The 20,002-nt window shown below is 72.0% G+C and carries 22 protein-coding genes; 7 read left to right on the forward strand and 15 right to left on the reverse strand.

Features of this window, described 5'->3' with window-relative positions; genetic code table 11:
- The first annotated feature begins 167 nt into the window (after positions 1-167).
- On the forward strand, positions 168-641 hold the full coding sequence (locus BLT43_RS05690) for a GAF domain-containing protein (protein WP_090110897.1): 474 nt from the start codon (positions 168-170) through the stop codon (positions 639-641).
- Between the two features lie 127 nt (positions 642-768).
- Here the strand turns inward: BLT43_RS05690 and BLT43_RS05695 are convergent, their stop codons facing one another.
- Complete coding sequence (locus BLT43_RS05695; RefSeq protein ID WP_090110899.1) at positions 769-1,563, reverse strand: lytic murein transglycosylase; 795 nt, start codon at positions 1,561-1,563, stop codon at positions 769-771.
- 101 nt (positions 1,564-1,664) lie between these two features.
- Here BLT43_RS05695 and BLT43_RS05700 point away from each other — a divergent pair, with 101 nt between their 5' ends.
- Positions 1,665-2,759, forward strand: coding sequence for a S1C family serine protease (locus tag BLT43_RS05700; RefSeq protein WP_090110901.1), 1,095 nt, complete (start codon positions 1,665-1,667; stop codon positions 2,757-2,759).
- A 70-nt stretch (positions 2,760-2,829) separates the two neighbouring features.
- Here BLT43_RS05700 and BLT43_RS05705 read toward each other — a convergent pair whose 3' ends face one another.
- Positions 2,830-3,426, reverse strand: coding sequence for a YdeI/OmpD-associated family protein (locus BLT43_RS05705; protein ID WP_090110902.1), 597 nt, complete (start codon positions 3,424-3,426; stop codon positions 2,830-2,832).
- A 52-nt stretch (positions 3,427-3,478) separates the two neighbouring features.
- A complete protein-coding gene (gene metG / locus BLT43_RS05710; protein WP_090110903.1) occupies positions 3,479-5,191 on the reverse strand; it encodes a methionine--tRNA ligase in 1,713 nt (570 codons plus the stop codon).
- 154 nt (positions 5,192-5,345) lie between these two features.
- Here metG and BLT43_RS05715 point away from each other — a divergent pair, with 154 nt between their 5' ends.
- The 3 genes from BLT43_RS05715 to BLT43_RS05725 all read left to right on the forward strand — a co-directional run bounded on the left by BLT43_RS05715 (position 5,346) and on the right by BLT43_RS05725 (position 8,487).
- Positions 5,346-6,386: an aldo/keto reductase gene (locus tag BLT43_RS05715; RefSeq protein ID WP_090110904.1), complete on the forward strand. Its 1,041-nt coding sequence runs from the start codon at positions 5,346-5,348 to the stop codon at positions 6,384-6,386.
- A gap of 67 nt (positions 6,387-6,453) precedes the next feature.
- Positions 6,454-6,990 (forward strand): lipocalin family protein, encoded by a 537-nt coding sequence (locus BLT43_RS05720; RefSeq protein WP_165612545.1) that lies wholly within the window; start codon positions 6,454-6,456, stop codon positions 6,988-6,990.
- A 3-nt stretch (positions 6,991-6,993) separates the two neighbouring features.
- Positions 6,994-8,487: a carnitine 3-dehydrogenase gene (locus BLT43_RS05725; protein WP_090110906.1), complete on the forward strand. Its 1,494-nt coding sequence runs from the start codon at positions 6,994-6,996 to the stop codon at positions 8,485-8,487.
- Here BLT43_RS05725 and BLT43_RS05730 read toward each other — a convergent pair.
- The 4 genes from BLT43_RS05730 to BLT43_RS05745 all read right to left on the reverse strand — a co-directional run bounded on the left by BLT43_RS05730 (position 8,484) and on the right by BLT43_RS05745 (position 10,664).
- Positions 8,484-9,128, reverse strand: a complete 645-nt coding sequence (locus BLT43_RS05730; protein ID WP_090110907.1) for an NUDIX hydrolase — start codon at positions 9,126-9,128, stop codon at positions 8,484-8,486. The genes BLT43_RS05725 and BLT43_RS05730 overlap by 4 nt on opposite strands.
- Entirely contained in the window at positions 9,128-9,550 is a 423-nt protein-coding gene (locus tag BLT43_RS05735) for a DUF983 domain-containing protein (protein WP_207497421.1), read from the reverse strand. The genes BLT43_RS05730 and BLT43_RS05735 overlap by 1 nt, the downstream gene beginning before the upstream one ends.
- 119 nt (positions 9,551-9,669) lie before the next feature.
- The gene (locus tag BLT43_RS05740) at positions 9,670-10,389 is read right to left on the reverse strand and encodes an HAD family hydrolase (protein ID WP_090110909.1); all 720 of its coding nucleotides are present in this window, start codon (positions 10,387-10,389) and stop codon (positions 9,670-9,672) included.
- Positions 10,386-10,664 carry a DUF3572 domain-containing protein gene (locus BLT43_RS05745; protein WP_090110910.1) on the reverse strand — a complete coding sequence of 93 codons (279 nt, stop codon included), beginning with the start codon at positions 10,662-10,664 and terminating at the stop codon, positions 10,386-10,388. Before BLT43_RS05745 ends, BLT43_RS05740 begins: the two co-directional genes overlap by 4 nt.
- A gap of 131 nt (positions 10,665-10,795) precedes the next feature.
- Here BLT43_RS05745 and BLT43_RS05750 point away from each other — a divergent pair, with 131 nt between their 5' ends.
- Positions 10,796-12,169: a diguanylate cyclase gene (locus BLT43_RS05750; RefSeq protein ID WP_165612546.1), complete on the forward strand. Its 1,374-nt coding sequence runs from the start codon at positions 10,796-10,798 to the stop codon at positions 12,167-12,169.
- Between the two features lie 239 nt (positions 12,170-12,408).
- Positions 12,409-12,912: a CAP domain-containing protein gene (locus tag BLT43_RS05755; protein ID WP_242652229.1), complete on the forward strand. Its 504-nt coding sequence runs from the start codon at positions 12,409-12,411 to the stop codon at positions 12,910-12,912.
- Between the two features lie 3 nt (positions 12,913-12,915).
- Here BLT43_RS05755 and dtd read toward each other — a convergent pair whose 3' ends face one another.
- The 8 genes from dtd to BLT43_RS05795 all read right to left on the reverse strand — a co-directional run bounded on the left by dtd (position 12,916) and on the right by BLT43_RS05795 (position 19,951).
- The gene (dtd, locus tag BLT43_RS05760; RefSeq protein WP_090110913.1) at positions 12,916-13,359 is read right to left on the reverse strand and encodes a D-aminoacyl-tRNA deacylase; all 444 of its coding nucleotides are present in this window, start codon (positions 13,357-13,359) and stop codon (positions 12,916-12,918) included.
- Entirely contained in the window at positions 13,356-14,270 is a 915-nt protein-coding gene (locus BLT43_RS05765; protein ID WP_090110915.1) for a carbohydrate kinase family protein, read from the reverse strand. Before BLT43_RS05765 ends, dtd begins: the two co-directional genes overlap by 4 nt.
- Before the next feature lie 101 nt (positions 14,271-14,371).
- A complete protein-coding gene (locus BLT43_RS05770; RefSeq protein WP_090110916.1) occupies positions 14,372-15,487 on the reverse strand; it encodes a TFIIB-type zinc ribbon-containing protein in 1,116 nt (371 codons plus the stop codon).
- Between the two features lie 7 nt (positions 15,488-15,494).
- Positions 15,495-16,625: an SPFH domain-containing protein gene (locus tag BLT43_RS05775; RefSeq protein ID WP_090110918.1), complete on the reverse strand. Its 1,131-nt coding sequence runs from the start codon at positions 16,623-16,625 to the stop codon at positions 15,495-15,497.
- 24 nt (positions 16,626-16,649) lie between these two features.
- Positions 16,650-17,624: a DUF2927 domain-containing protein gene (locus BLT43_RS05780; RefSeq protein ID WP_090110920.1), complete on the reverse strand. Its 975-nt coding sequence runs from the start codon at positions 17,622-17,624 to the stop codon at positions 16,650-16,652.
- A gap of 11 nt (positions 17,625-17,635) precedes the next feature.
- Positions 17,636-18,820, reverse strand: coding sequence for a toxic anion resistance protein (locus BLT43_RS05785; protein ID WP_090110922.1), 1,185 nt, complete (start codon positions 18,818-18,820; stop codon positions 17,636-17,638).
- Entirely contained in the window at positions 18,813-19,742 is a 930-nt protein-coding gene (locus BLT43_RS05790) for a 5-bromo-4-chloroindolyl phosphate hydrolysis family protein (protein WP_090110924.1), read from the reverse strand. The genes BLT43_RS05785 and BLT43_RS05790 overlap by 8 nt, the downstream gene beginning before the upstream one ends.
- Entirely contained in the window at positions 19,742-19,951 is a 210-nt protein-coding gene (locus BLT43_RS05795) for a hypothetical protein (protein WP_131802624.1), read from the reverse strand. Before BLT43_RS05795 ends, BLT43_RS05790 begins: the two co-directional genes overlap by 1 nt.
- Positions 19,952-20,002: the final 51 nt, after the last annotated feature.

The raw sequence follows: 20,002 nt of genomic DNA on the forward strand, positions 1-20,002 counted from the left end.
GATCGGCCGCGTGCCCCAGTCTGAACTCGCCCCCGGACCATTTCGGCCATCAATCGAAGCCAGTCTCGTTCCACATCAATCGGTCCGCATGACGACGCGGCTCGTTGCCTTGCAGACAGGTGAGCCGGTCATCGGACGGGCGGCCTGTCCAATGTCGGAGCTTGATCATGACCGTAGAAACGTCACCCGCTGCCTTCGCGATGTTCTCGGATCCGAGCGATCTGAAGTTCATAGAGACGCTGCTTCCCAACATCCGCGAAAAGTTCGACATGGACGTGGCCTACCTGTCCGAGTTCGGCGCCGACAAGGCGGTCATCCGCGCGGTGAGCGCGCCGGGCCTGGAGAACATGATCCAGACCGGCCAGGCCTTCGACCTCAACGAGATCTACTGCAGGCACATCATCGACGGCGGCCTGCCTCGGCTCATGACCGACACCAGCGCGCACCAGATCGCTCGCGATCTTCCCATCACCCAGCTGATCCCGATCAGGAGCCATCTGAGCGTCCCGGTCTACCGGACGGACGCCAGCGTCTACGGAATGTTGTGCTGCATCGGCCGGGACACCCGGCCCATGCTGACGGAGAGGGACGTGCGTCTCATGGAGGCGCTTTCATCGGCCATCGGAACGCAGATGCGTTGAGCCCGCGGGCGGCGCGCTGCCCCGGTTCGCGCCGCCGCCGGCGGTGCGGACTGCCACGGGGCCGGTTTGCCGTTCCGGCCCCGCCACCCTGCGGCGAGGCCAGTTGCACGCTCCTCGGGCGCCGGCCTCAGCCTTCGATGTCGGCGGCCATGAGGGCGATCGCCTTCTGGTAGACGCCGGCGGCGTTCCATTCCTGGATCACCCGGAAGTTCGGCTGGCCTTCCTGAAAGCCCGCGCCCGGCTGCCAGCCCTTCTGGCGCAGGAAGTTCGCGGTCGAGGCCATGGCGTCGGAGAGGTTGGTGAGGTCCACCTGCCCGTTGCCGTCGCCGTCGACGCCGTAGGCGAGGATGTTGCCGGGCAGGAACTGGGTGTGGCCGAGCTCGCCATGCATCGCGCCGGTCGAGCCGGGGCGGATCGCGCCGCGGTCGACGAGCTTCAGCGCGGCCAGCGCGTGGCCCGAGAAGAACTCGGAGCGGCGGCAGTCATAGGCCAGCGTCGAGATCGCCGAGAGCACGTTGGAATCGCCCATGAAGTTGCCGAAGCCGGTCTCCATGCCGTGGATCGCCAGGAGAACGCCCGCCGGCACGCCGTAGCTGTTCTCGAGGCTCTGGTAGAAGCCGGGATTGGCGGCGAGCTTCTTGCGGCCCTGCGCCACGATGGTGTCTGAGCCGCGCACCTGCATGAACTTCTCGAGCGAGTAGTTGAAGCTCTTCTGGTTGCGGTCGGCGTTGATGGTGCGCTGGGCGTAGCTGGTCTGCGCCAGCGCGTTCAGCCCGGCCTGGCCCACGCCCTGCGCCGCGGCCTCGGCGGCGAATTCCTGCTTCCAGCGCTCGAAGCCGGAGGCGTCGTTGCCGCAGCTCGCGGCGTGGGCGGCGCCCGTCCCGAGGGTCAGGGCGAGAAGGGTGGAAAGCACGTGTTTCAAGGACTAACTCCCGACAGGTCTGGCCCGGACCTCGGCGGCCCGGTGGTTGCGCAACGATCTAGACCGGCGCCTGGTTCGGACAACGCGGAGCGGGAGGGAAGATGCGGGCCATACTGACGGGTGTCGTGCTCGGGCTGATGCTGCTCGGGGCGTTCCAGATCGGCCGGCTCGCCGCGCCCGAACCGCCGCCGCCCGCGCCACTGCCGCCGGGGCCGGAAAGCCTCGAGCTGCCGGAATCGCGCACCATCGCGGTGTTCCGCGCCGCGCGCGACAGCGTGGTGGCGATCACCACCTCGGCGCGGGTCGCCCACCCGTTCACCCGCCGCGCCGCCGAGATGCCGCTCGGCACCGGCTCGGGCTTCCTGTGGGACCGCGACGGCCACGTCGTGACCAACGACCACGTGATCCGCGAGGCCGACAGCGCCATGGTGCAGCTGGCCGACGGCCGCTCGCTGCCGGCCCGCGTGGTCGGGCGCGACCCGAGCCACGACCTCGCCGTGCTCAGGATCGAGGGCGGCGACCTGCCCGCGCCGCTGCCGCGCCCCGAGGCGGGGGAGGGCGCGCTCGAGGTCGGGCAGTCGGTGCTGGCGATCGGCAACCCGTTCGGGCTGGACTGGACGCTCACCACCGGCATCGTCTCGGCGCTGGAGCGCGAGCTCGACAACCCGCGCGGCGCGACGATCCGCGGGCTGATCCAGACCGACGCGGCGATCAATCCGGGCAATTCCGGCGGGCCGCTGCTCGATTCGCGCGGCCGGCTCGTGGGGGTGAACACGGCGATCTACAGCCCGTCGGGGACCAGCACGGGCATCGGTTTCGCGGTGCCGGTCTCGACCGTGTCGCGCGTGGTGCCGCAGCTGATCGAGACCGGGCGCTACGTGCCGCCCTCGCTGGGGATGGGCTTCGACGCGCGGATCAACGCCGCCGTGAACCGGCAGGGGCTCTCGGGCGTGGTGGTGCTCGACGTGGCGCGCGGCTCGGAGGCGGCGCGGGCCGGGGTCGAGCCGGCGCGGGTCGGCCGGGGCAGCATCGTGCCGGGCGACGTGATCGTCGGGATCGACGGCGCGCCGGTGGCGACGCTGGACGAGCTGATGGCCGAGATCGACCGCCGCCGCGTCGGCGAGGAGGTCACGGTCACGCTGGAGCGCGACGGCGCCCGGCGCGAGGTCGCGCTGACGCTGCGCGCCGGGCGCTGAGGCACACTTCGCTCTTCAAATACTCCGGGGGAGCCGCGCCAGCGGCGGGGGCGGAGCCCCCTTCGCGCCGTCAGCCCTTGCGCCATTGAAAGGGCCGCTCGCCGGCCTCCGCCGCCTCGACGATCGCCCGGATGCGCTTCTCCCGCGTGGCCGGGGTCCTGGCGTTCAACAGCTGCTCCAGCGCCGCGCGGGTGACCGAACGGGGGTAGCCGTCCCAGACCGCCCGCGTGCCGGGCCGCGCGGTGAGGGCGGCTTCGAGATCGCGCGGCACGACGCCCGCCTCGACCTCGTCGAGCGCGGTCCAGGTGCCGTCGGCCTTCGCGCGGTCGATCACGGCGCGGCCGGGCGGCTGCATCGACTCTTCGGCCTCGAGCGCGGCGACGTGGTCCTTGTTGATCTTCGACCAGTTCGAGCCGGGCTTGCGCGGCGCGATCCAGACCATCGAGCGCAGATCGTCCTTGCCGCGCGACAGGCTGTCGACCCAGCCCCAGCACAGGCATTCGCGGACGATCTCGCCCATCGGCAGGTAGCGGTCGCCCGCGGCCTTCTTGTAGCTCACCAGCCAGACGCCGCGGTCGCGGGCATGGTTTGCGGCAAGCCAGTCGCGCAGCGCCGCGCGCGAGGTCAGCTCGACCTCTTCGGCATCCTCCAGAGGCCGTTTTGCCATGCCGGTTCCTCCCGCGCCGATCCTGCCCCGGATCGGCGCGGCGGAAAAGGCGTCAGGCCCGCGTGCCGGCGAAGCGCGCCTGCCAGTCCTCGCGCTCCTCGTCGGTGATCTTGCGGAAGGTGACGTCCGGCACGGTGAAGGCGTGGCCCGGCTCGAGCAGCGCCAGCGCCTCGGCCACGTCGCCCGGCCAGGCGTCGTCCTCGGTGCGCATCGCGCCCAGCAGCTGCGCGGCGGCGTCGGGGATGAAGGGGGCCGAGAGCACCGCGTAGAGCCGGATCAGGTTCAGCGCGAGGCGGATCTGCGTCGCCGCGGTCTCGGGTTCGGTCTTGAAGGTGGCCCAGGGGGCGGCGTCCTGCAGGTACTCGTTGCCCGCCACCCAGATGCCGCGCAGCTCCATCGCCGCCTTGCGGATCTCGATCGCGTCCATGTGGGCTTCGTAGGCGCGCACCCGGCGCTCGAGATCGGCCAGCAGCTGCTCCTCGCGCTCGCCATGGGCGCCGCCCGCCGGCACCTCTTCGCCGAACTTGGAGCGGCAGAACTTGGTGACGCGGCTGACGAAGTTGCCCAGCACGTCGGCGAGGTCCTTGTTCACCGATTGCTGGAAGTTCTCCCAGGTGAACTCGGCGTCCGAGTTCTCGGGCGCGTGGCTCAAGAGCCACCAGCGCCAGTAATCCGAGGGCAGCACCTCGAGCGCCTGGTCCATGAACACGCCGCGCCCGCGCGAGGTCGAGAACTGGCCGCCGTCGTAGTTCAGGTAGTTGAACGACTTGATGTAATCGACGAGCTTCCACGGCTCGCCCGAGCCGAGGATCGTGGCGGGGAAGCTCAGCGTGTGGAAGGGCACGTTGTCCTTGCCCATGAACTGGGTGTAGCGCACGTCGTCCGCGCCCGCATCGGTGCGCCACCAGCGCTGCCAGTCCTCGCCCTTGCCGGAATCGACCCATTCCTGCGCGCAGGCGATGTACTCGATCGGCGCGTCGAACCACACGTAGAAGACCTTGCCTTCCATGCCGGGCCAGTCGGCGTCGCCCTTGCGGACCGGGATGCCCCAGTCGAGGTCGCGGGTGATGCCGCGATCCTGCAGGCCGTCGCCGTCGTTCAGCCACTTCTTCGCGATCGAGGTGGTCAGCACCGGCCAGTCGGATTTCGAGTCGATCCAGTCCTGCAACTCGCCGCGCATCTTCGACTGGCGCAGGTAGAGATGCTTGGTCTCGCGCGGCTCGAGATCGGTCGAGCCCGAGATCACCGAGCGCGGCTCGATCAGGTCGACCGGGTCGAGCTGCTTGGTGCAGTTGTCGCACTGGTCGCCGCGCGCGCTCTCGAAGCCGCAATTGGGGCAGGTGCCCTCGATGTAGCGGTCGGGCAGGTAGCGGCCGTCGGCCTTGGAGTAGACCTGCGTCTCGACCCGCTCCTCGATCAGCCCGGCCTCGTCGAGCCGCGCCGCGAAGGCCTGGGTCAGCCTGTGGTTCTGCGGGCTCGAGGAGCGGCCGAAATGGTCGAAGGAGAGGCGGAAGCCGCGCGCCAGCTCGGATTGCACCTGGTGCATCTCGGCGCAGTACTCGGCGACCGGCTTGCCGGCCTTGGCGGCGGCGAGCTCCGCGGGCGTGCCGTGCTCGTCGGTCGCGCAGAGGAACAGCACCTCGTGGCCGCGGCCGCGCTGGTAGCGGGCGTAGAGGTCGGCCGGCAGCTGGCTGCCCACCAGGTTGCCCAGATGCTTGATCCCGTTGATGTAGGGGATGGCCGAGGTGATGAGATGCCGTGCCATGCTGCTGCCGTCCTTCGCTGCGTCGCGGCCCCGTTTAGCGGTCCGGCGCGCCGCTGGCCAGTGGGCGACCGGCTTGCCGCGCCACGCCGCAGGCTCTACCTCTGCGCCGCGTGCGGGGCGGCCCGGTCCCGGCGATGACAGGAAGGCGAGACGCATGAAGAAGATCCCACTCGGCCGCAGCGGCATCGAGGTCAGCGAATGGTGCCTGGGCACCATGACCTATGGCAGCCAGACCCCCGAGGACGACGCGCACCGCCAGCTCGACATGGCGCTCGACGCGGGCATCGACTTTCTCGACGCCGCCGAGATGTACCCGGTGAACCCGGTCAAGGCCGAGACGGTCGGCCGCACCGAGGCCTTCATCGGCAACTGGATCGAGAAGAGCGGCAAGCGCGACCGCTACAAGATCGCCACCAAGGCCTCGGGCCCGAACCCCGGCTTCGTGCGCGACGGCAAAGGCTATGACGGCGGCAACATCCGCGAGATCGTCGAGGGCTCGCTCAAGCGGCTCAAGACCGACGTGATCGATCTCTACCAGCTGCACTGGCCCGAGCGCGGCTCGTACCATTTCCGCCAGTACTGGGGCTTCGACCCCTCGGGGCAGGACCCCGCGCGCACCCGCGACCACATGGACGGCGTGATCGACGCGCTGTCGGAGCTGGTGCGCGAGGGCAAGATCCGCACCTTCGGCCTGTCGAACGAGAGCGCCTGGGGCACGACGCGCTGGATCGACCGGGCCGAGGCCAAGGGCGGGCCGCGCGTGGCCAGCGTCCAGAACGAGTACTCGCTGCTGGCGCGGCTCTACGACACCGACATGGCCGAGATGGCGGTGAACGAGGACGTGCTGCTTCTGGCCTATTCGCCGCTGGCCTGCGGCTACCTGACCGGCAAGTACCAGAACGGCATCCCCGAGGGCTCGCGGCTGTGGATCAACGGCGATCTGGGCGGGCGCAAGTCCGAGCGGGTGCTGGCCGCGACGCAGGCCTATCTCGACCTCGCGGAGAAGCACGGCCTCGACCCGGTGCACATGGCGCTGGCCTGGCAGCGGACGCGGCCCTTCCCGGTCTGCCCGATCTTCGGCGCGAGCAACGTGGATCAGCTCGAGCGCATCCTCGCCGGCCGCGAGGTGACGGTGTCGGAGGAACTCGCGCGCGAGATCGACGCGGTGCACAAGCTGCACCCGATGCCGTTCTGATCGCCGCTTGCAGCGCCGCCCGCGCGGCTGTTGGATGGCGGTGCACGCGACAACCGGGAGGATGGCGATGCCCTTCGCGATGACCCTGGCCCGCCGGGGGCGCGGCCGCATGGCGGCGCTGGCCGGGCTGATGCTGGCCCTGGCCGGCTGCGGCGCGGCGGTGGCACCCGAGCCGGTGCCGGTCTACCGCATGAGCGATGCCCCGATCGGCTCGACCCTGCGGGGGGCCGCGAGCGATCTCAACGGCGCGTGGCAGGTGGCCGAGGCCTATCCGGACGGCCCGGTGGCGCCGGGCGACCGGGTGACGCTGCAGCTCGACGGGCAGGGGGCGGGCGTGGCGCGCATCGTCTCGCAGGACGTGGCGCGATTGTTGCCCGTGAAACCAGCCGGCCCCGGCCGGTTCGAGGTCGAGGGCGCGACATGGTGGCTGCTCTGGGTCGACGACGATTTCCGCAGCGCGGTGATCGGCGAGCCGGGCGGCCGCTTCGGCTGGATCATGCACCGCCCCGGGGCGGTGGGCTACGACCGGGCCCGGGCGGCGCGGGAGATCCTCGATTTCAACGGCTATGACACCGGGGCGCTGGCCCCGGCCCGGGGGGGCTGAGCCATGGCGAAGCGCGCAGCGATCGTCGGCGGCGGGGTGATCGGCGGCGGCTGGGCCGCGCGCTTCCTTCTGATGGGCTGGGACGTGCGGCTTTACGACACCGGCCCCGACGCCCGGCGGCGGGTCGAGCACATGCTCGAGAACGCCCGCGCCGCCATGCCCGGCCTTTGGGACGTGGCCCTGCCCGAGGAGGGGCGGCTGAGCTTCCACGACGAGCTGGCCGAGGCGGTCAAGGGGGCCGACTGGATCCAGGAAAGCCTGCCCGAGCGGCTCGATCTCAAGCGCGAGGTCTTCGCCCGGATCCAGGCGGTCTGCGACGAATCCGCGGTGATCGGCTCATCGACCTCGGGCTTCCGGCCCTCCGACCTGGCCGAGGGCGCGGCCCGGCCGGGCCAGATCGTCGTCGCGCACCCCTTCAACCCGGTCTACCTGCTGCCGCTGGTCGAGATCGTCGCCCCGCCCGAGACCGGCGAGGCGCGGCTCGAGCTGATCCGCCGCAGGATGCGCGAGATCGGCTGCCAGCCGCTGTTCCTGCGGCGCGAGATCGACGCGCATATCGCCGACCGCCTGCTCGAGGCGGTCTGGCGCGAGGCGCTGTGGCTGGTCTCGGACGGGGTGGCCGACACCGCCGAGATCGACGACGCCATCCGCTACGGCTTCGGGCTGCGCTGGGCGCAGATGGGGCTGTTCGAGACCTACCGCATCGCCGGCGGCGAGGCCGGGATGCGGCAGTTCCTGACCCAGTTCGGCCCGGCGCTGAAATGGCCTTGGAGCAAGCTCACCGACGTGCCCGAGCTGACCGACGAGCTGGTCGAGACCATCGCCAGCCAGTCCGACGCCCAGTCGGGCCGCCACTCGATCGCCGATCTGGAGCGGATCCGCGACGCCAATCTCGTGGCGATCCTGCGGGGCCTGAAGACGCGCGACTGGGGCGCCGGGCGGCTGCTCAACGCCGGCGACCGCCGCATGGCGCAGGGGCCCAAGAGCCTCGAGGCGATGGCCCTGACCGGGCCGCTGCCGACCGGGGCACGCGCCGTGCCGCTCGACTGGACCGACTACAACGGCCACATGACCGAGCATCGCTACCTGCAGGCCTTCGGGGATGCGACCGACCGTTTCCTGCGGCTGATCGGGGTGGACGAGGATTACCTCGCCGGCGGCCAGAGCTTCTTCACCGCCGAGACCCATATCCGGCATCTGGGCGAGGCCCGGGCCGGGGCGCGGCTGACGATCGACACCCAGCTCTTGATGGCCGAGGGCCGCAAGGCGCAGGTCTTCCACCGGATGTGGGAGGATGCGCGTCTCGTGGCCACGGCCGAGCACATGCTGGTGCATGTCGATCTCGAAAGCCGCCGCGCCGCCGCGCCCGGGGCGAAGGTGCAGGATTGCCTCGCGAAGATCGCCAAGGCGCATGCCCATCTGCCGCGCCCCGAAGGGGCGGGCGCCGCGGTCGGCCGCAAGCCGGACCGGGGGGCCAAGGACAAGGCCGAAGGCTAGGCCGGCGGCATCGGCGCCTGTCGGGTGCCGTGGAAATACGGCACCGGCCGCCCGGGGTCCGGGTCGGCGCGCCGGGCCGCCAGCTCGGCCAGCGCCAGGCGGGTGATCTCGGGCAGGTCGAGCCGGTCGAGCCGGGACATCGGCGCCCAGTGCAGATGCGCCAGCTCGTCCTCGGCGCGCGAGAAGTCGTCCGGATCGCTGGCGAGCCGTTCGGCCCGCGCCACGAAGAACCGCGCGTCGAAGCGGCGCGGCTGGCCCGCGGGCGTGACGGCGCGGAACACCAGCTCGAGCGCGGCCGGGTCGGGGCGGTGGCCGGTCGCGGCGAAGCCGCGCCAGCCGGCCGGCGCATCGGGCCAGTCGCCCGGTCGGCCGATGATCTGCCCCGTCTCCTCCCACAATTCGCGGATCGCGCAGGCGCAGAGCGCGCCCGCCTGCCGGCCGAGCACCGCCGACACGCCGGGATCGGGCGCGGGCAGCGGCAGGCCGGCGTCGCCGGCGTCGAGCGCGCCGCCCGGAAACACGTACTTGCTGGGCATGAAGGCGGCGCGGGCGCCGCGCCGCCCGACCAGAACCGCAGGCCCCTCCGGTCCGTCGCGCAGCAGGATCACCGTGGCGGCGTCGCGGACCGGGACGGGCGGCATCAATGCGCCTTGCCGAAACCGTGCATGCGGCGCGACCACTGGATTCCCACGACGAGACCCTTGAGCCGCGGCAGCAGGTAGAGCGACATCGCCACTGCCAGCACCGTGAACACGGTGGCCATCACCAGCGGCTCGGGCCGGAACCGGGTGAAGCCGACATGGATCAGCGGGGCGAGCAGGTGGCCGACGATCAGGATCGTCAGATAGGCCGGCCCGTCATCGGCGCGGTGATGGTGCAGCTCCTCGCGGCAGACCGGGCAGCGATCGACCACCTTGAGGTAGCCCTGGAACATGTGGCCCTCGCCGCAATTCGGACAGCGCCGCCGGAAGCCCCGCAGCATGGCGGGCTTGGTCGGACGGTCCTCGGGAAGCTCTACCGACGACCCGGAAGGGCGAGGCGCTTCGTGCTGGGCTGGTGTCATCCCGCGCTCCGTGATGTGAGTGTCCGTCACTCATGCGCGCTTTGGCCGAAGATGAAAACCCCGGGCGGCGGGGTTGCGGCGCCATGTCGCGAAGCCCCGCCGGTCGTCGCGGGCCCGCCTCAGGCCCCGTTTCGCGCCTCGAGCCAGCCCGGCAGCGCGGCGATGCTGTCGAGCACGGCATCCGCCTCGGGCGCCAGCTCGTCCGGCCCGGCGATGCCGGTCAGAACCGCGATCGCGGTCATTCCGGCGGCGCGGGCGGCGCGCAGGTCGTGCAGGCTGTCGCCGACCATGGCGCAGGCCGAAGGCGGCAGGCCGACCTGCCGGGCGAAGGCCAGAAGCTGGCCGGGGCCGGGCTTGGCGCCATGGCCGCTGTCGGCGCCGGCTACGAAGTCGAAGGCCGCCGTCACCCCGGCCGCGCCCAGATGCGCCCGGGCCGGCGCCTCCGAATCATTGGTCGCCACGCCCAGCCGCAATCCGCGCTGCCTGAACTCGGCCAGCAGCGGCGCGAGCGGGGCTGCTGGCACCTGCGGCGCCTCGGCGGCCAGCGCGTTCATCCGCTCCAGAAGGCCGGGGCGGTCGGCGGCGGGCAGATGCGGCGCGACCAATGCGGCGATCTCGGCCGCCGTCGAGGCGATGACGGGGCTGTCGGGGCTGAACCGCCCGGGCTCGAGCGCGAAGCCCAGCGCCTCGGCCAGCAGCGCGGCGCGCGCATGGTCGCCCCGCGTCTCGGACAGGATCAGGCTGCGGGTCCAGCCGCTCCAGGTGGCGTGGAAGTCGAACAGCGTGCCGTCCTTGTCGAAGACCAGCGCCCTGAGCGCCCCGACCGTCCCGCCCGTCACGTCCAGTGCATCCGCGACGGCCCGGCCAGCATCAGCATCGCCGTATGCGGCGTTTCGTAGTCGAAGCCGGCCTCGTCGCAGAACGCGGTGACCCAGGCGTCGTCCATGGTCAGGAATTCCAGCACCGAGGCCTGGAACTCGGCCTCGCCGGCGCGGTCGCGCAGCGCCTCGGCGCTGGCGCCGGTCGAGCCGAGGAAGACCGGCCAGAGCTCGTCATTCGCCGCCAGCCAGCCCAGCGCGGCCAGTGCGATCATCTCGGCGCGCTCGGGGGTCACGGGCGGCTCCGGGGGCGGAATGAAAGCATTTGTTAACCTTTCTTGCCGAAACTCTAAGGCGGGAACGGGTCGAGGCCCGGATGGCGGGGTGCGGCTTCCGGCAGGGGTGCCGACCCGAACGAGGACAGCGCATGCCGGGTCGTATCCTGATCATAGATCGAATCGCAACGGCGGAGGGCGACGAGGGCGACCTGCTGACGGCGGCCGGCTACGAGGTCCGCCGCAGCGCCGACGAGGTTTCGGCGCGCGCCGATCTGCACGATTTCGTGCCCGACCTGCTCCTGCTGCGCGACGACGGCGCGCTGGCCTGCGTGCTGAAGCAGGTCACGGCGCTGCGGGCGCGGCCGGGCGCGGCCGGGCTGCCGCTGATCCATGCCGGGCGGCTCGAGGCCTCCGAGGCGCGGATCGCGCTCCTGCGCGCCGGCGTCGACGAGGTCGCGCGCCGGCCGCTCGGCGCGGCGCTCCTGCAGGCGCGCATCCGCAACCTGCTGCGGGCGCGCGACACCGCGGCGGAGCTGTCGCTGCGCCAGGCCACCCACCGCGCGCTGGGCTTCGCCGAGGCGCCGGCCGGCTTCGTGCCGGCGCCCGGCATCGCGCTGATCGGCCCCGAGGCCGCGCCGCCCTGGGCGACCGGGCTGCCCGGACGCCCGCGCCACCGGCCGCAGGCGCATCGATCCGGCGGGGAGGGGCCGTCCGTCGACCTCTTCGTGATCGACGCGGCGGCGCTGCGGGCGGCCGGCGAGCCGCCCGAGGCGGTGTTCCGCATCGTGTCGGACCTGCGGTCGCGCTCGGCCACCCGCCGGGCGGCGCTGCTCGTCCGGCTGCCGGACGGGGCGCGCGAGGCGGCGCTGCTGCTCGACCTGGGGGCCGACGACCTCGTGCCGGCCTCGGCCGGCCCCGAGGAGGTCGCGCATCGCGCCCGGCGGCTGATCGCCCTCAAGGCGCAGGCCGACCAGCTGCGCGCGGCCGAACGCTTCGGCCTCGAGGCCGCCGCCATCGACGAGCTGACCGGCCTGTGGAACCGGCGATACGCGCTCAACCACCTGACCCGCATGGTCGAGGTCGCGCAGCGCGGACGCCGGCCGCTGGCCGTGCTGCTGCTCGACATCGACCATTTCAAGGTGGTGAACGACCGCCACGGCCATGCCGCCGGCGACCAGGTGCTGGCGCTGCTGGCGGAACGTCTGCGCGACGGGCTGCGCCCGGCCGACCTCGTGGCGCGGATCGGCGGCGAGGAGTTTCTCGTCGCCATGCCCGACACCCGGCTCGAGGCGGCGCGGCGCGCGGCCGAACGGCTCAGGCGCAGCGTCCGCGACGCCTCGTTCGAACTGTCGGAGACGCCGGGCCGCCACCGCGTCACCGTGTCGGTGGGCGTGGCAACCGGGCCCGGCCCCGGCCTGTCGGAGGCCGAGGCCCGTTCGCTGATGCGCAACGCCGACAAGGCGCTCTACGCGGCCAAGGCCGCGGGGCGCAATCGCGTGACCGTGGCGCTCAGCGTGGCCTGATAGCGGCCGGGGTCGTCTGCTAGCCGGCCCGTGACCCGCGCCGCACGCGGGCCGCCGCCTGCGTCGCCATGGCACGCGTCGCCCGCGGCCCTCCGCCCAAGACCTGCGGCACAACGCGCGGATGATCGCCGATCGCGGCGGGCAAGGGCATGGTGCCTTGCTCATGCCCCATTTCCCCTGAGATCTGGCCCGGTTCCACGCCGGGGCCGCGACCCGGCGGCCGATCCCGAGGAGAGCAGATGAAACGCATGATCCTGGCCATGGCGCTGGCCGCGCTGCCCGCAGTCGGGCCGCTGCCCGCCCCGTTCCAATCCCAGGCGGCCGCCGCCACCTCCGGTTGCAACCTGCCGTCGGAGGTGAACGCCAAGGCGACGCGCCTCGCGGCCGATCTCAACGCCTACCGCGCGCAGCGCGGCCTCGCCCGCGTCAGCCATGACAGCGACCTGTCGCGCGCCGCCCAGACCCAGGCCTGCGACATCGCCGCCACCGGGGCGTTCAGCCATCGCGGCAGCGACGGCTCGAACCACCGCGCCCGGGTCGAGCGCACCGGCTACTGCGCCGGGGTGAGCGCCGAGAACCTCGCCTGGGGCTATCCGCGCCCCGAGCAGATCGTCACCGGCTGGGCCGGCTCGCCCGGCCACCGGCAAGTGATGGAGCTGGCCCGCGCCCGCGAGTTCGGCCTCGGCATCGCGCAGGGCGCCAGTGGCCCGGTCTGGGTGCTGGTGATGGCGCAGCCCTGCTGAGCCTCAGCCGGTGACCTCCAGCGGGATGGTCACCGGCCCGTCATTGACCAGCGCCACCTTCATGTCCGCGCCGAAGCGGCCGGTCTCGACCGACACGCCGAGCGCGGCCAACTCCTCGGCCAGCGCGAGGTAGAGCCGCTTGCCGACCTCGGGCGGCGCGGCGTAGGAAAAGCCGGGCCGGTTGCCGGTGCGGGTGTCGGCCGCGAGCGTGAACTGGCTGATCACCAGCGCGCTGCCGCCCGTGTCCAGAAGCGAGCGGTTCATCCGGCCCTCGTCGTCGCGGAAGACGCGCAGCTTGGCGATCTTCGCGGCGAGCTTGGCGGGCAGGGCGTCGGTGTCGCCCTGCATCGCGCAGGCCAGCACAAGCAGCCCCGGCCCGCAGCGGCCGATCACCTCGCCGTCGACGGTGACGCTGGCCTCGCTGACGCGCTGGACCAGCGCCTTCAAACCTCGTGCTCCCAGGGCGGGTTGGCGCCGGCGCGGCTGACCGTCACCGCCGCCGCCTTGGCGCCAAGCTCCAGCGCCGCGCGCAGCTGCGCCTCGTCGAGCGCCGCGACGGCGTCCTTGGTCAGCAGCCCTTCGCGGTGCAGGCTGGCCAGAACCCCGGCGTTGAAGGTGTCGCCCGCGCCGACCGTGTCGGCCACCGTGACCTTCGGGGCGGGGACGCTGACCGTGTGGGTCGCGGTGTAGCCGGTCGCGCCCTTCGATCCTTCGGTGATGCAGACCAGCCGCGGCCCCTTGGCCAGCATGGCGCGCGCCAGATCGGCGGTCTCACCCTTGCCCTTGAGCCAGTGCAGGTCCTCGTCCGAGACCTTCACGATGTCGGCCCGCGCGATCATCCGCTCGATCCGGGCGCGGTAGGCGGCCTCGTCGCGGATGAAGCTGGGCCGGATGTTGGGGTCGAGCATGGTCACGCGCGCTTCGGATTCGCGCGCCTGCAGCGCCTCGTAGGCGGTGGCGCAGGGCTCGACCATCAGGGAGATGCCGCCGAAGAACAGCGCCTCGGCGCCGCTGTCGGGCAGGTCGTCGGGGGTGAGCATCCGCCCGGCGGTGTTCTCGTCGTAGAAGCTGTAGGTGGCGTGGCCGTCGGTGAGCTTGACGAAGGCCAGCGTCGTCGGCCGGTCGGAGACATGGGCGGGCGTGGCATCGACCTTCGAGGCCTCGAGCGCCTCGCGCAGCACGTCGCCGAACAGGTCCGAGGACAGGCCCGAGAAGAAGCCCGCCGGCACGCCCAGCCGGCCGAGCGCGATCGCGGTGTTGAACACGGCACCGCCGGCATAGGGGGCGAAGGCGGTTTCGCCCGCCTCGGTGCGCCGGGGCAGCATGTCGATCAGGGCTTCGCCGCAGGCGAGGATCATGGGAGGTCCTTCCGGTTCGGGGCTGTGGGATCGGCGGCGACAATGGCGGCTGACGCCGGGTCGCGCAAGTCGGGTTCAAGGGTCGGGTGCATCGTCCGGGCTCACTGGCCGAGATAGCCGAAGACCCCGACCACCGCCGCGACGATCAGCGCCACGAGCACCGCGAAGGCGATCTTCCACTTGGAATAGGGCCGCTCGCCCCGCACCTTGCCGGACCGCGCGTTGACCACGAAGGCGTAGCTTTGGCCGCGGTAGCGGTAGGCGGCGGTCCAGACCGGCAGCAGCACGTGCTTGAAGGTGACCTGGCTCACCTGCGTCTCGCGCGCGTCGATCCGCTGGCGGTCGCCGCCGATGTCGCTGCGGATGTCGGCCTCGATCACCCGGTCCATGACCTCGCGCGCCTCTCCGAAGGCCTCGTCCAGTTCCACCCGGTAGCCCTCGGCCATGAAGCCCGCCACGTATTCCGGGCGGTAGGGCGTGAGCGCATCGAGGTCCCATGGCGCCAGCGCGTCGGTGTGCGCCTTGGGCAGCGCGCGCGAGCCCAGCACCAGCACGTCGTCGAAGAAGCGCGCCACCCGGCCGCGGACCCGGCGCCAGCGGATGCGCGGCTCGCTCACCTGCTTGGGCTTGCCGTCCTTCATCACCGTGCGGGTGACGTAGTAGGTGTCGCCGCGCTGGCCCCTGTAGTCGGTCGTCGTCGCCGCGTCGAAGGTCCAGAACGGCACGTAGATGCCGTTCATGCGCCGCCCCTTGCGGGCGTAGTCCCTCAGCCCGTTCGGCGCGAACCACAGGCTGCCGAGCCAGCGGGTCAGCGCCTGTTTCGCCTGCGCCTCGTCGATCTCGAAGGGCAGGAGCGCGCGCGGCTTGATGTGGCGATGCGTGCCGGTGTCGGCCACCACGGACGTGTCGCAATAGGGGCAGCGCATGGCGTGGGTGCCGGGCGCGAACTCGACCTGCGCGCCGCAGCTCGGGCAGCCCGCCACGCGGGTCTCCTCGATCTGGGAGACCGGCACCTCGCCGCGCCGCGCGCTCTCGAAGTCGATCTCGCGCGTGGCCGAGGGGTCGTCGAGGGCTGCGATCGCCTCGCGGTGGCCGCAATGGCGGCAGGCAAGCTCCGAGGTGCCGGGCGCGTAGCCCAGATCGCTGCCGCAGACCGGGCAGGGGAAGCGGTGCTCTTCGATCACCCCCGTCGGCGCGGGGTCGGCCAGATCCGTCACGGGGCGGTCACGCGCCGGGGGCGGGCGGGGCCGGCGGCGGCGGCGGCGGGGGCATCACCGTGAAGAGCTGCGCCAGCTCGGCGACCTCCTCGGCACGCTTCCAGCCGTCCTGCCCGGCGGTCCAGACCATCGTCTCGCGCGTCAGGCCGCCCTCCGTCACCATCCGCCCGAGCCGCGCCTTGGAGAAGGGCCCCGACACCTCGCCGTTCACCGCGAGGTGCCAGACATGCTCGGCCGGCGGCGGTGGCGGCGGTGGCGGCGCAGCCTGCGGCGTCTGCGGCGTCTGGGGCACGGGCCCCCACGGCCCCTGTCCCGCGACCATCCCCATGCCGAGCCCCATGCCCGCGCCCATCGTGCCCGACGGGTTGCCGGCGGCGGTGGTCATCGCCTCGGAGTGCGAATACTGCGCGAAGCGGTTGAGGTCGCCCACCACGCCCATCGAGGTGCGCTTGTCGAGCGCCTTCTCCACCGCGTCGGGCAGCGAGACGTTCTCGACGTAGAACTCGGGAATCTCGAGGCCGTACTGCGCCACCACGGGCGCGATGCCGTCGCGCACCAGCTTGCCGAGATCGTCGGTGTTGGCCGCCATATCGAGCACCGGCAGCCCCGAGCGCGCCAGCACCCGGCTTGCCTCCTGCACCACGACGTTGCGGATCTGGTAGGAGATCTCGTCGGTGGTGAACTCGCCGTCGGTGCCGACGATCTCGCGCAAGAACAGCGCCGGGTCGGCCACCCGCATGGCGTAGGAGCCGAAGGCGCGCAGCCGGACGGGGCCGAACTCCGGGTCGCGGCACATCACCGGGTTCTTGGTGCCCCATTTGCGGTTGGTGATCCGCGTCGTGGCGACGAAATACACCTCGGCCTTGAAGGGCGAGCGGAAGCCGTGATGCCAGTGCTGCAGCGTCGTCATCACCGGCATGTTGTTGGTCTCGAGCATGTAGAGACCGGGCCGGAACACGTCGGCGAGCTGCCCCTCATGCACGAAGACCGCCGCCTGCCCCTCGCGCACGGTGAGCTTGGCGCCGTACTTGATCTCGTGGCCCTCGCGCTCGAAGCGCCAGACCATCGTGTCGCGGTCGTCCTGCGTCCAGTGGATGACGTCGATGAACTGGCCCGAGAGAAAGTCGAGTATGCCCATGTGGTCCTCCCCAATTCCGGGCGGTCAGCCGGTTCCGCCGACCAGTTCCGCCGCGATCTGCCGCGCGATCGGCGCGGCCTCCGCGGCGCTCATCCCGGGCCGGAGCCGCGGGTCGTAAAGCATCTTGAGCAGCAGCTCGTCATGCCGGGTCAGCAGGCCGAACTCCTCGTCGTCGTTGAAGATCGAGGGGCGCGCCTGCGGGCTGTCATTGGCCAGCCCCATGCCCTGCGCCAACTCCTCGTGGATGCAGGCGAGGCGCAACAGGTCCGGATGCTCGCCGCGGATCAGCGCCACGGCGCGGCTGTAGGTGTTGCCGCCGTCGCCCGAGAAGGCGATCACCAGGCACAGCGTCGAGCGCGGCGGCGTCAGGAAGGCCCTGACCGAGCTGTCGGCGATGCCGGGCACCATCTGGCGCAGCCGCGCGCCATAGCCGAGCCGGTCGTCCTCGTTCAGCACCAGCACCGAGAAGTTGCCCTCCTCCTCGGTCTGGGTGATCGGCACACCGGTTAGCCGCGACAGCCGCGCGGCGTAGGCGGCCACCGCGTTGCGGTCGCGCACGCGCTGCGCCTCGGGCACGGTCGCGCCGAACTGCACGTCCATGCGGATCGGCTGTTCCCAGCGCCTGAGCCGGCTCACCGTGGCCTCGGGCCTGAGGCCGGTGCCGTCGTCCACGTATTCGTCGAACAGCGCGATGCGCACGAAGTTGCGCGCCAGCATGGTGTCGGTGAAGGGCGTGTCGGTTCCGCCGCCATCGCCGCGCAGCAGGCCCTGTCCCACGAGGTCGGATTGCAGCTGCCGGTAATGCTGGCCGAGCGCGCGGCTCGCGGCCGAGGGTTCGGGCCCCGGCTCAGGCGTGGGGCGCGGCCGCGGGTCCGGCACCTTCTCGGGCGCGGTGCTGGGCGGCGGCGCGGGCGGGGCCTCGGGCGCGGGCAGCTGCGCGCAGGCGCCGAGGGTGAGGGCGAACAGCCCCGGAACCAGTATCGACGGAAAACGTGCCATGCGCCCTTGCCTTATCCCCGCGCCCCAACGCCGCCGGCGTCCCGGCCGGTCGCACGCGAGCGGGCCGAGCCGAGCGCGTTGCGCAGCTCGCTCTCCATCCGCTTGAGTTCCGCCTCGGCCTCGGCGCGCTTCTTGCGGCCCTCATCGGCGATGTGCAGGCTCTCGTCGATGGTGGCGATCAGCTCGGCATTGGCCTGCTTCACCGCCTCGATGTCGAACACGCCGCGCTCCATCTCGGTGCGGATCGCGGTGTTGGCCTGGCGCAGGTTCTTGGCGTTGGCGCTCAGAAGCTCGTTGGTGAGGTCGCTGGCCTCGCGCACCGCGCCCGCGGCGGCCGCGCCGCGCTGGATCGTCACCGACTGCGCCAGCTGCGTCTCCCACAGCGGCACGGTGTTCACCAAGGTCGAGTTGATCTTGGTGACGAGGCTCTTGTCGTTCTCCTGCACCAGCCGGATCGAGGGCAGGGACTGCATCGTCACCTGCCGCGTCAGCTTCAGGTCGTGCACCCGGCGCTCGAGATCGTCGCGCGCGGCGCGCAGGTCGCGCAGTTCCTGCGCCGCCATCACCTGTTCATTTTCGGGCGCGGCCTCCATCGCGGCCTGCCTGGCGGGGATCTCGGTCGCGTCGATCTCGTGCAGCCGTGCCTCGCCGGCGGCGATGTAGAGCGCCAGCTCGTCGTAGAAGGCCAGCGTCTTCTCGTAGAGCACGTCGAGGCTCTCGATGTCCTTCATCAGCCGGTGCTCGTGGCGCAGAAGCTCGTCGGTGATGCGGTCGATCTGGCCCTGCACCTCGCGGTAGCGCTCGGTGAACTTGGCGAGCGGCTTGGCCCGGCCCAGCATCCGGTCCCAGAGCGAGCGCTTGCGGTTGGGGTCGAGCTCGCCCACGTCGAAGCCGCGGATCGCGGCGACGATGTCGCGCAGGCTGTCGCCCGCGGGGCCCAGATCCTTGTTCTGCACGCCCTGCAGCATCGACTGGCTGATCTCCTGCAGCTCGGTCTGCGCCGCCGAGCCGAAGCCGACGATCGAGCGCGTGTCCTCGAGGTCGATCTCGCCCATCCGCTTGCGGATCTCGGCCGTCTGCGCGGGCGGCGCGGTCTCGAGCGTCAGCTCGTCGGCGGGCTCGGGCAGCCGGGTCTCGTTCAGATGTTCGATCTCGGCCATGCGGGCGGCCGCCGCGTCGCGGGTCTTGTCAGACATCTCGCTCGTTCCCTTCCTCGTCACGGCGCGCCACCGCGACGCCTTCGCGCGCCAGCCGGTCGCGCAGCACCCGGATCTCGATATCCATGTCGGTGCGGTCCGACACCAGCATCGTTTCGGTGCGGGCCGCGAAATTCTGCTCCAGATCCGTCAGGAGCGATTCATACTCCGCCCGGGCCGCGCTGTCGCGGTGGCGCGACCACAGATCGGCGAATTTCACCGAGGCGTCGCGCGCGCCCATCAGGTAGACGCCGAGATAGCGCCGCGCCTGGGTCAGGTCGCGCGGGTCCTGCTCGACCGTGCGGATCATCTCGCGCGCCCGGGCCTGGAAGGCCGCGACGCGCTCGTCGAGCCGGCGGTCGCGCAGCTTGGCCACCGCCTCGCGCATCTGCGCGAGGTAGCTTTCTGCCTCGTCGACCACGCGCGCCACCCGGTCCTGCTGGTAGTCGTCGACGCCCTCGACCCGCTTGTCGGAGAGCGGGTCGATCCCGAAGGCCGCGACATGCAGGCCGGCGGCGGCGAGACCGTAGAGCGCGGGGCCGAGAACGCCGCCATCGCCCGACCACGCGGCCAGCGCCACGCCGATCCCGGTCAGGCCGGAGGCCATCATCTTGCGGGGCAGGGCGGGGCGGCGGGCGACCGGACGCAGCCGCCACTCGGCCTCGGCCCGAAGCCCGTCGCGCAGCAGGAACGCGGCCGCCGTCAGCGCGCCGGCGCCCACCAGACCCGCGACGAGGCCCGCGGGCCCCGCGCCGAGCGAGAACAGCGCCAGCAAGGCGGGCGGCACGAAGAGCAGGTTGACCCGTGCGCCGGCCGGATCGATGCGCGCCGCGTCGCGGATCTCGCGCGCGGGCGGGGCCCCGGGCGTGGTCCCGGTCGGGTCGCCGCCGGGGCTGTAGCGGCCGCCGAAGCGCTTGGCCATCAGCCCGCTCCCAGGATGCCGGTGGCGGTGCCGGCCATCAGGGCCAGCAGGACGATGTAGGCGATGGTGCGGAACGGCGCGGGCATGGCGTCCTCCTGTCGCGCGGGCAGCGCGCGCCGGTCGCGCATGTCACGGATCGCGGTCACGGCCTGCCAACCGGCGAAGACCAGCCCCGAGGCCAGAATGAGCAGGAAGATCAATCGCGTCATCGGTCGGCGGTCCCCCGTCAGGCTGTACCGATAATAGGGGCCGTCCCTCGC

Source organism: Limimaricola pyoseonensis, from assembly GCF_900102015.1.
In the GTDB taxonomy this organism is placed as follows: Bacteria; Pseudomonadota; Alphaproteobacteria; order Rhodobacterales; family Rhodobacteraceae; genus Limimaricola; species Limimaricola pyoseonensis.

Bases quoted from the DNA above. Each gene is read 5' to 3' on its own strand.
- BLT43_RS05765 (WP_090110915.1), bottom strand. From the start codon at position 14,270: ATGATCCTCGCCTGCGGCGAAGCCCTGATCGACATGCTGCCCCGGCGC.
- BLT43_RS05790 (WP_090110924.1), bottom strand. From the start codon at position 19,742: ATGGCCAAGCGCTTCGGCGGCCGCTACAGCCCCGGCGGCGACCCGACC.
- BLT43_RS05750 (WP_165612546.1), top strand. From the start codon at position 10,796: ATGCCGGGTCGTATCCTGATCATAGATCGAATCGCAACGGCGGAGGGC.
- metG (WP_090110903.1), bottom strand. From the start codon at position 5,191: ATGGCACGGCATCTCATCACCTCGGCCATCCCCTACATCAACGGGATC.
- BLT43_RS05700 (WP_090110901.1), top strand. From the start codon at position 1,665: ATGCGGGCCATACTGACGGGTGTCGTGCTCGGGCTGATGCTGCTCGGG.
- BLT43_RS05730 (WP_090110907.1), bottom strand. From the start codon at position 9,128: ATGCCGCCCGTCCCGGTCCGCGACGCCGCCACGGTGATCCTGCTGCGC.
- BLT43_RS05690 (WP_090110897.1), top strand. From the start codon at position 168: ATGACCGTAGAAACGTCACCCGCTGCCTTCGCGATGTTCTCGGATCCG.
- BLT43_RS05755 (WP_242652229.1), top strand. From the start codon at position 12,409: ATGAAACGCATGATCCTGGCCATGGCGCTGGCCGCGCTGCCCGCAGTC.
- BLT43_RS05795 (WP_131802624.1), bottom strand. From the start codon at position 19,951: ATGACGCGATTGATCTTCCTGCTCATTCTGGCCTCGGGGCTGGTCTTC.
- BLT43_RS05715 (WP_090110904.1), top strand. From the start codon at position 5,346: ATGAAGAAGATCCCACTCGGCCGCAGCGGCATCGAGGTCAGCGAATGG.
- BLT43_RS05720 (WP_165612545.1), top strand. From the start codon at position 6,454: ATGCCCTTCGCGATGACCCTGGCCCGCCGGGGGCGCGGCCGCATGGCG.
- BLT43_RS05705 (WP_090110902.1), bottom strand. From the start codon at position 3,426: ATGGCAAAACGGCCTCTGGAGGATGCCGAAGAGGTCGAGCTGACCTCG.
- BLT43_RS05725 (WP_090110906.1), top strand. From the start codon at position 6,994: ATGGCGAAGCGCGCAGCGATCGTCGGCGGCGGGGTGATCGGCGGCGGC.
- BLT43_RS05735 (WP_207497421.1), bottom strand. From the start codon at position 9,550: ATGACACCAGCCCAGCACGAAGCGCCTCGCCCTTCCGGGTCGTCGGTA.
- BLT43_RS05775 (WP_090110918.1), bottom strand. From the start codon at position 16,625: ATGGGCATACTCGACTTTCTCTCGGGCCAGTTCATCGACGTCATCCAC.
- BLT43_RS05785 (WP_090110922.1), bottom strand. From the start codon at position 18,820: ATGTCTGACAAGACCCGCGACGCGGCGGCCGCCCGCATGGCCGAGATC.
- BLT43_RS05780 (WP_090110920.1), bottom strand. From the start codon at position 17,624: ATGGCACGTTTTCCGTCGATACTGGTTCCGGGGCTGTTCGCCCTCACC.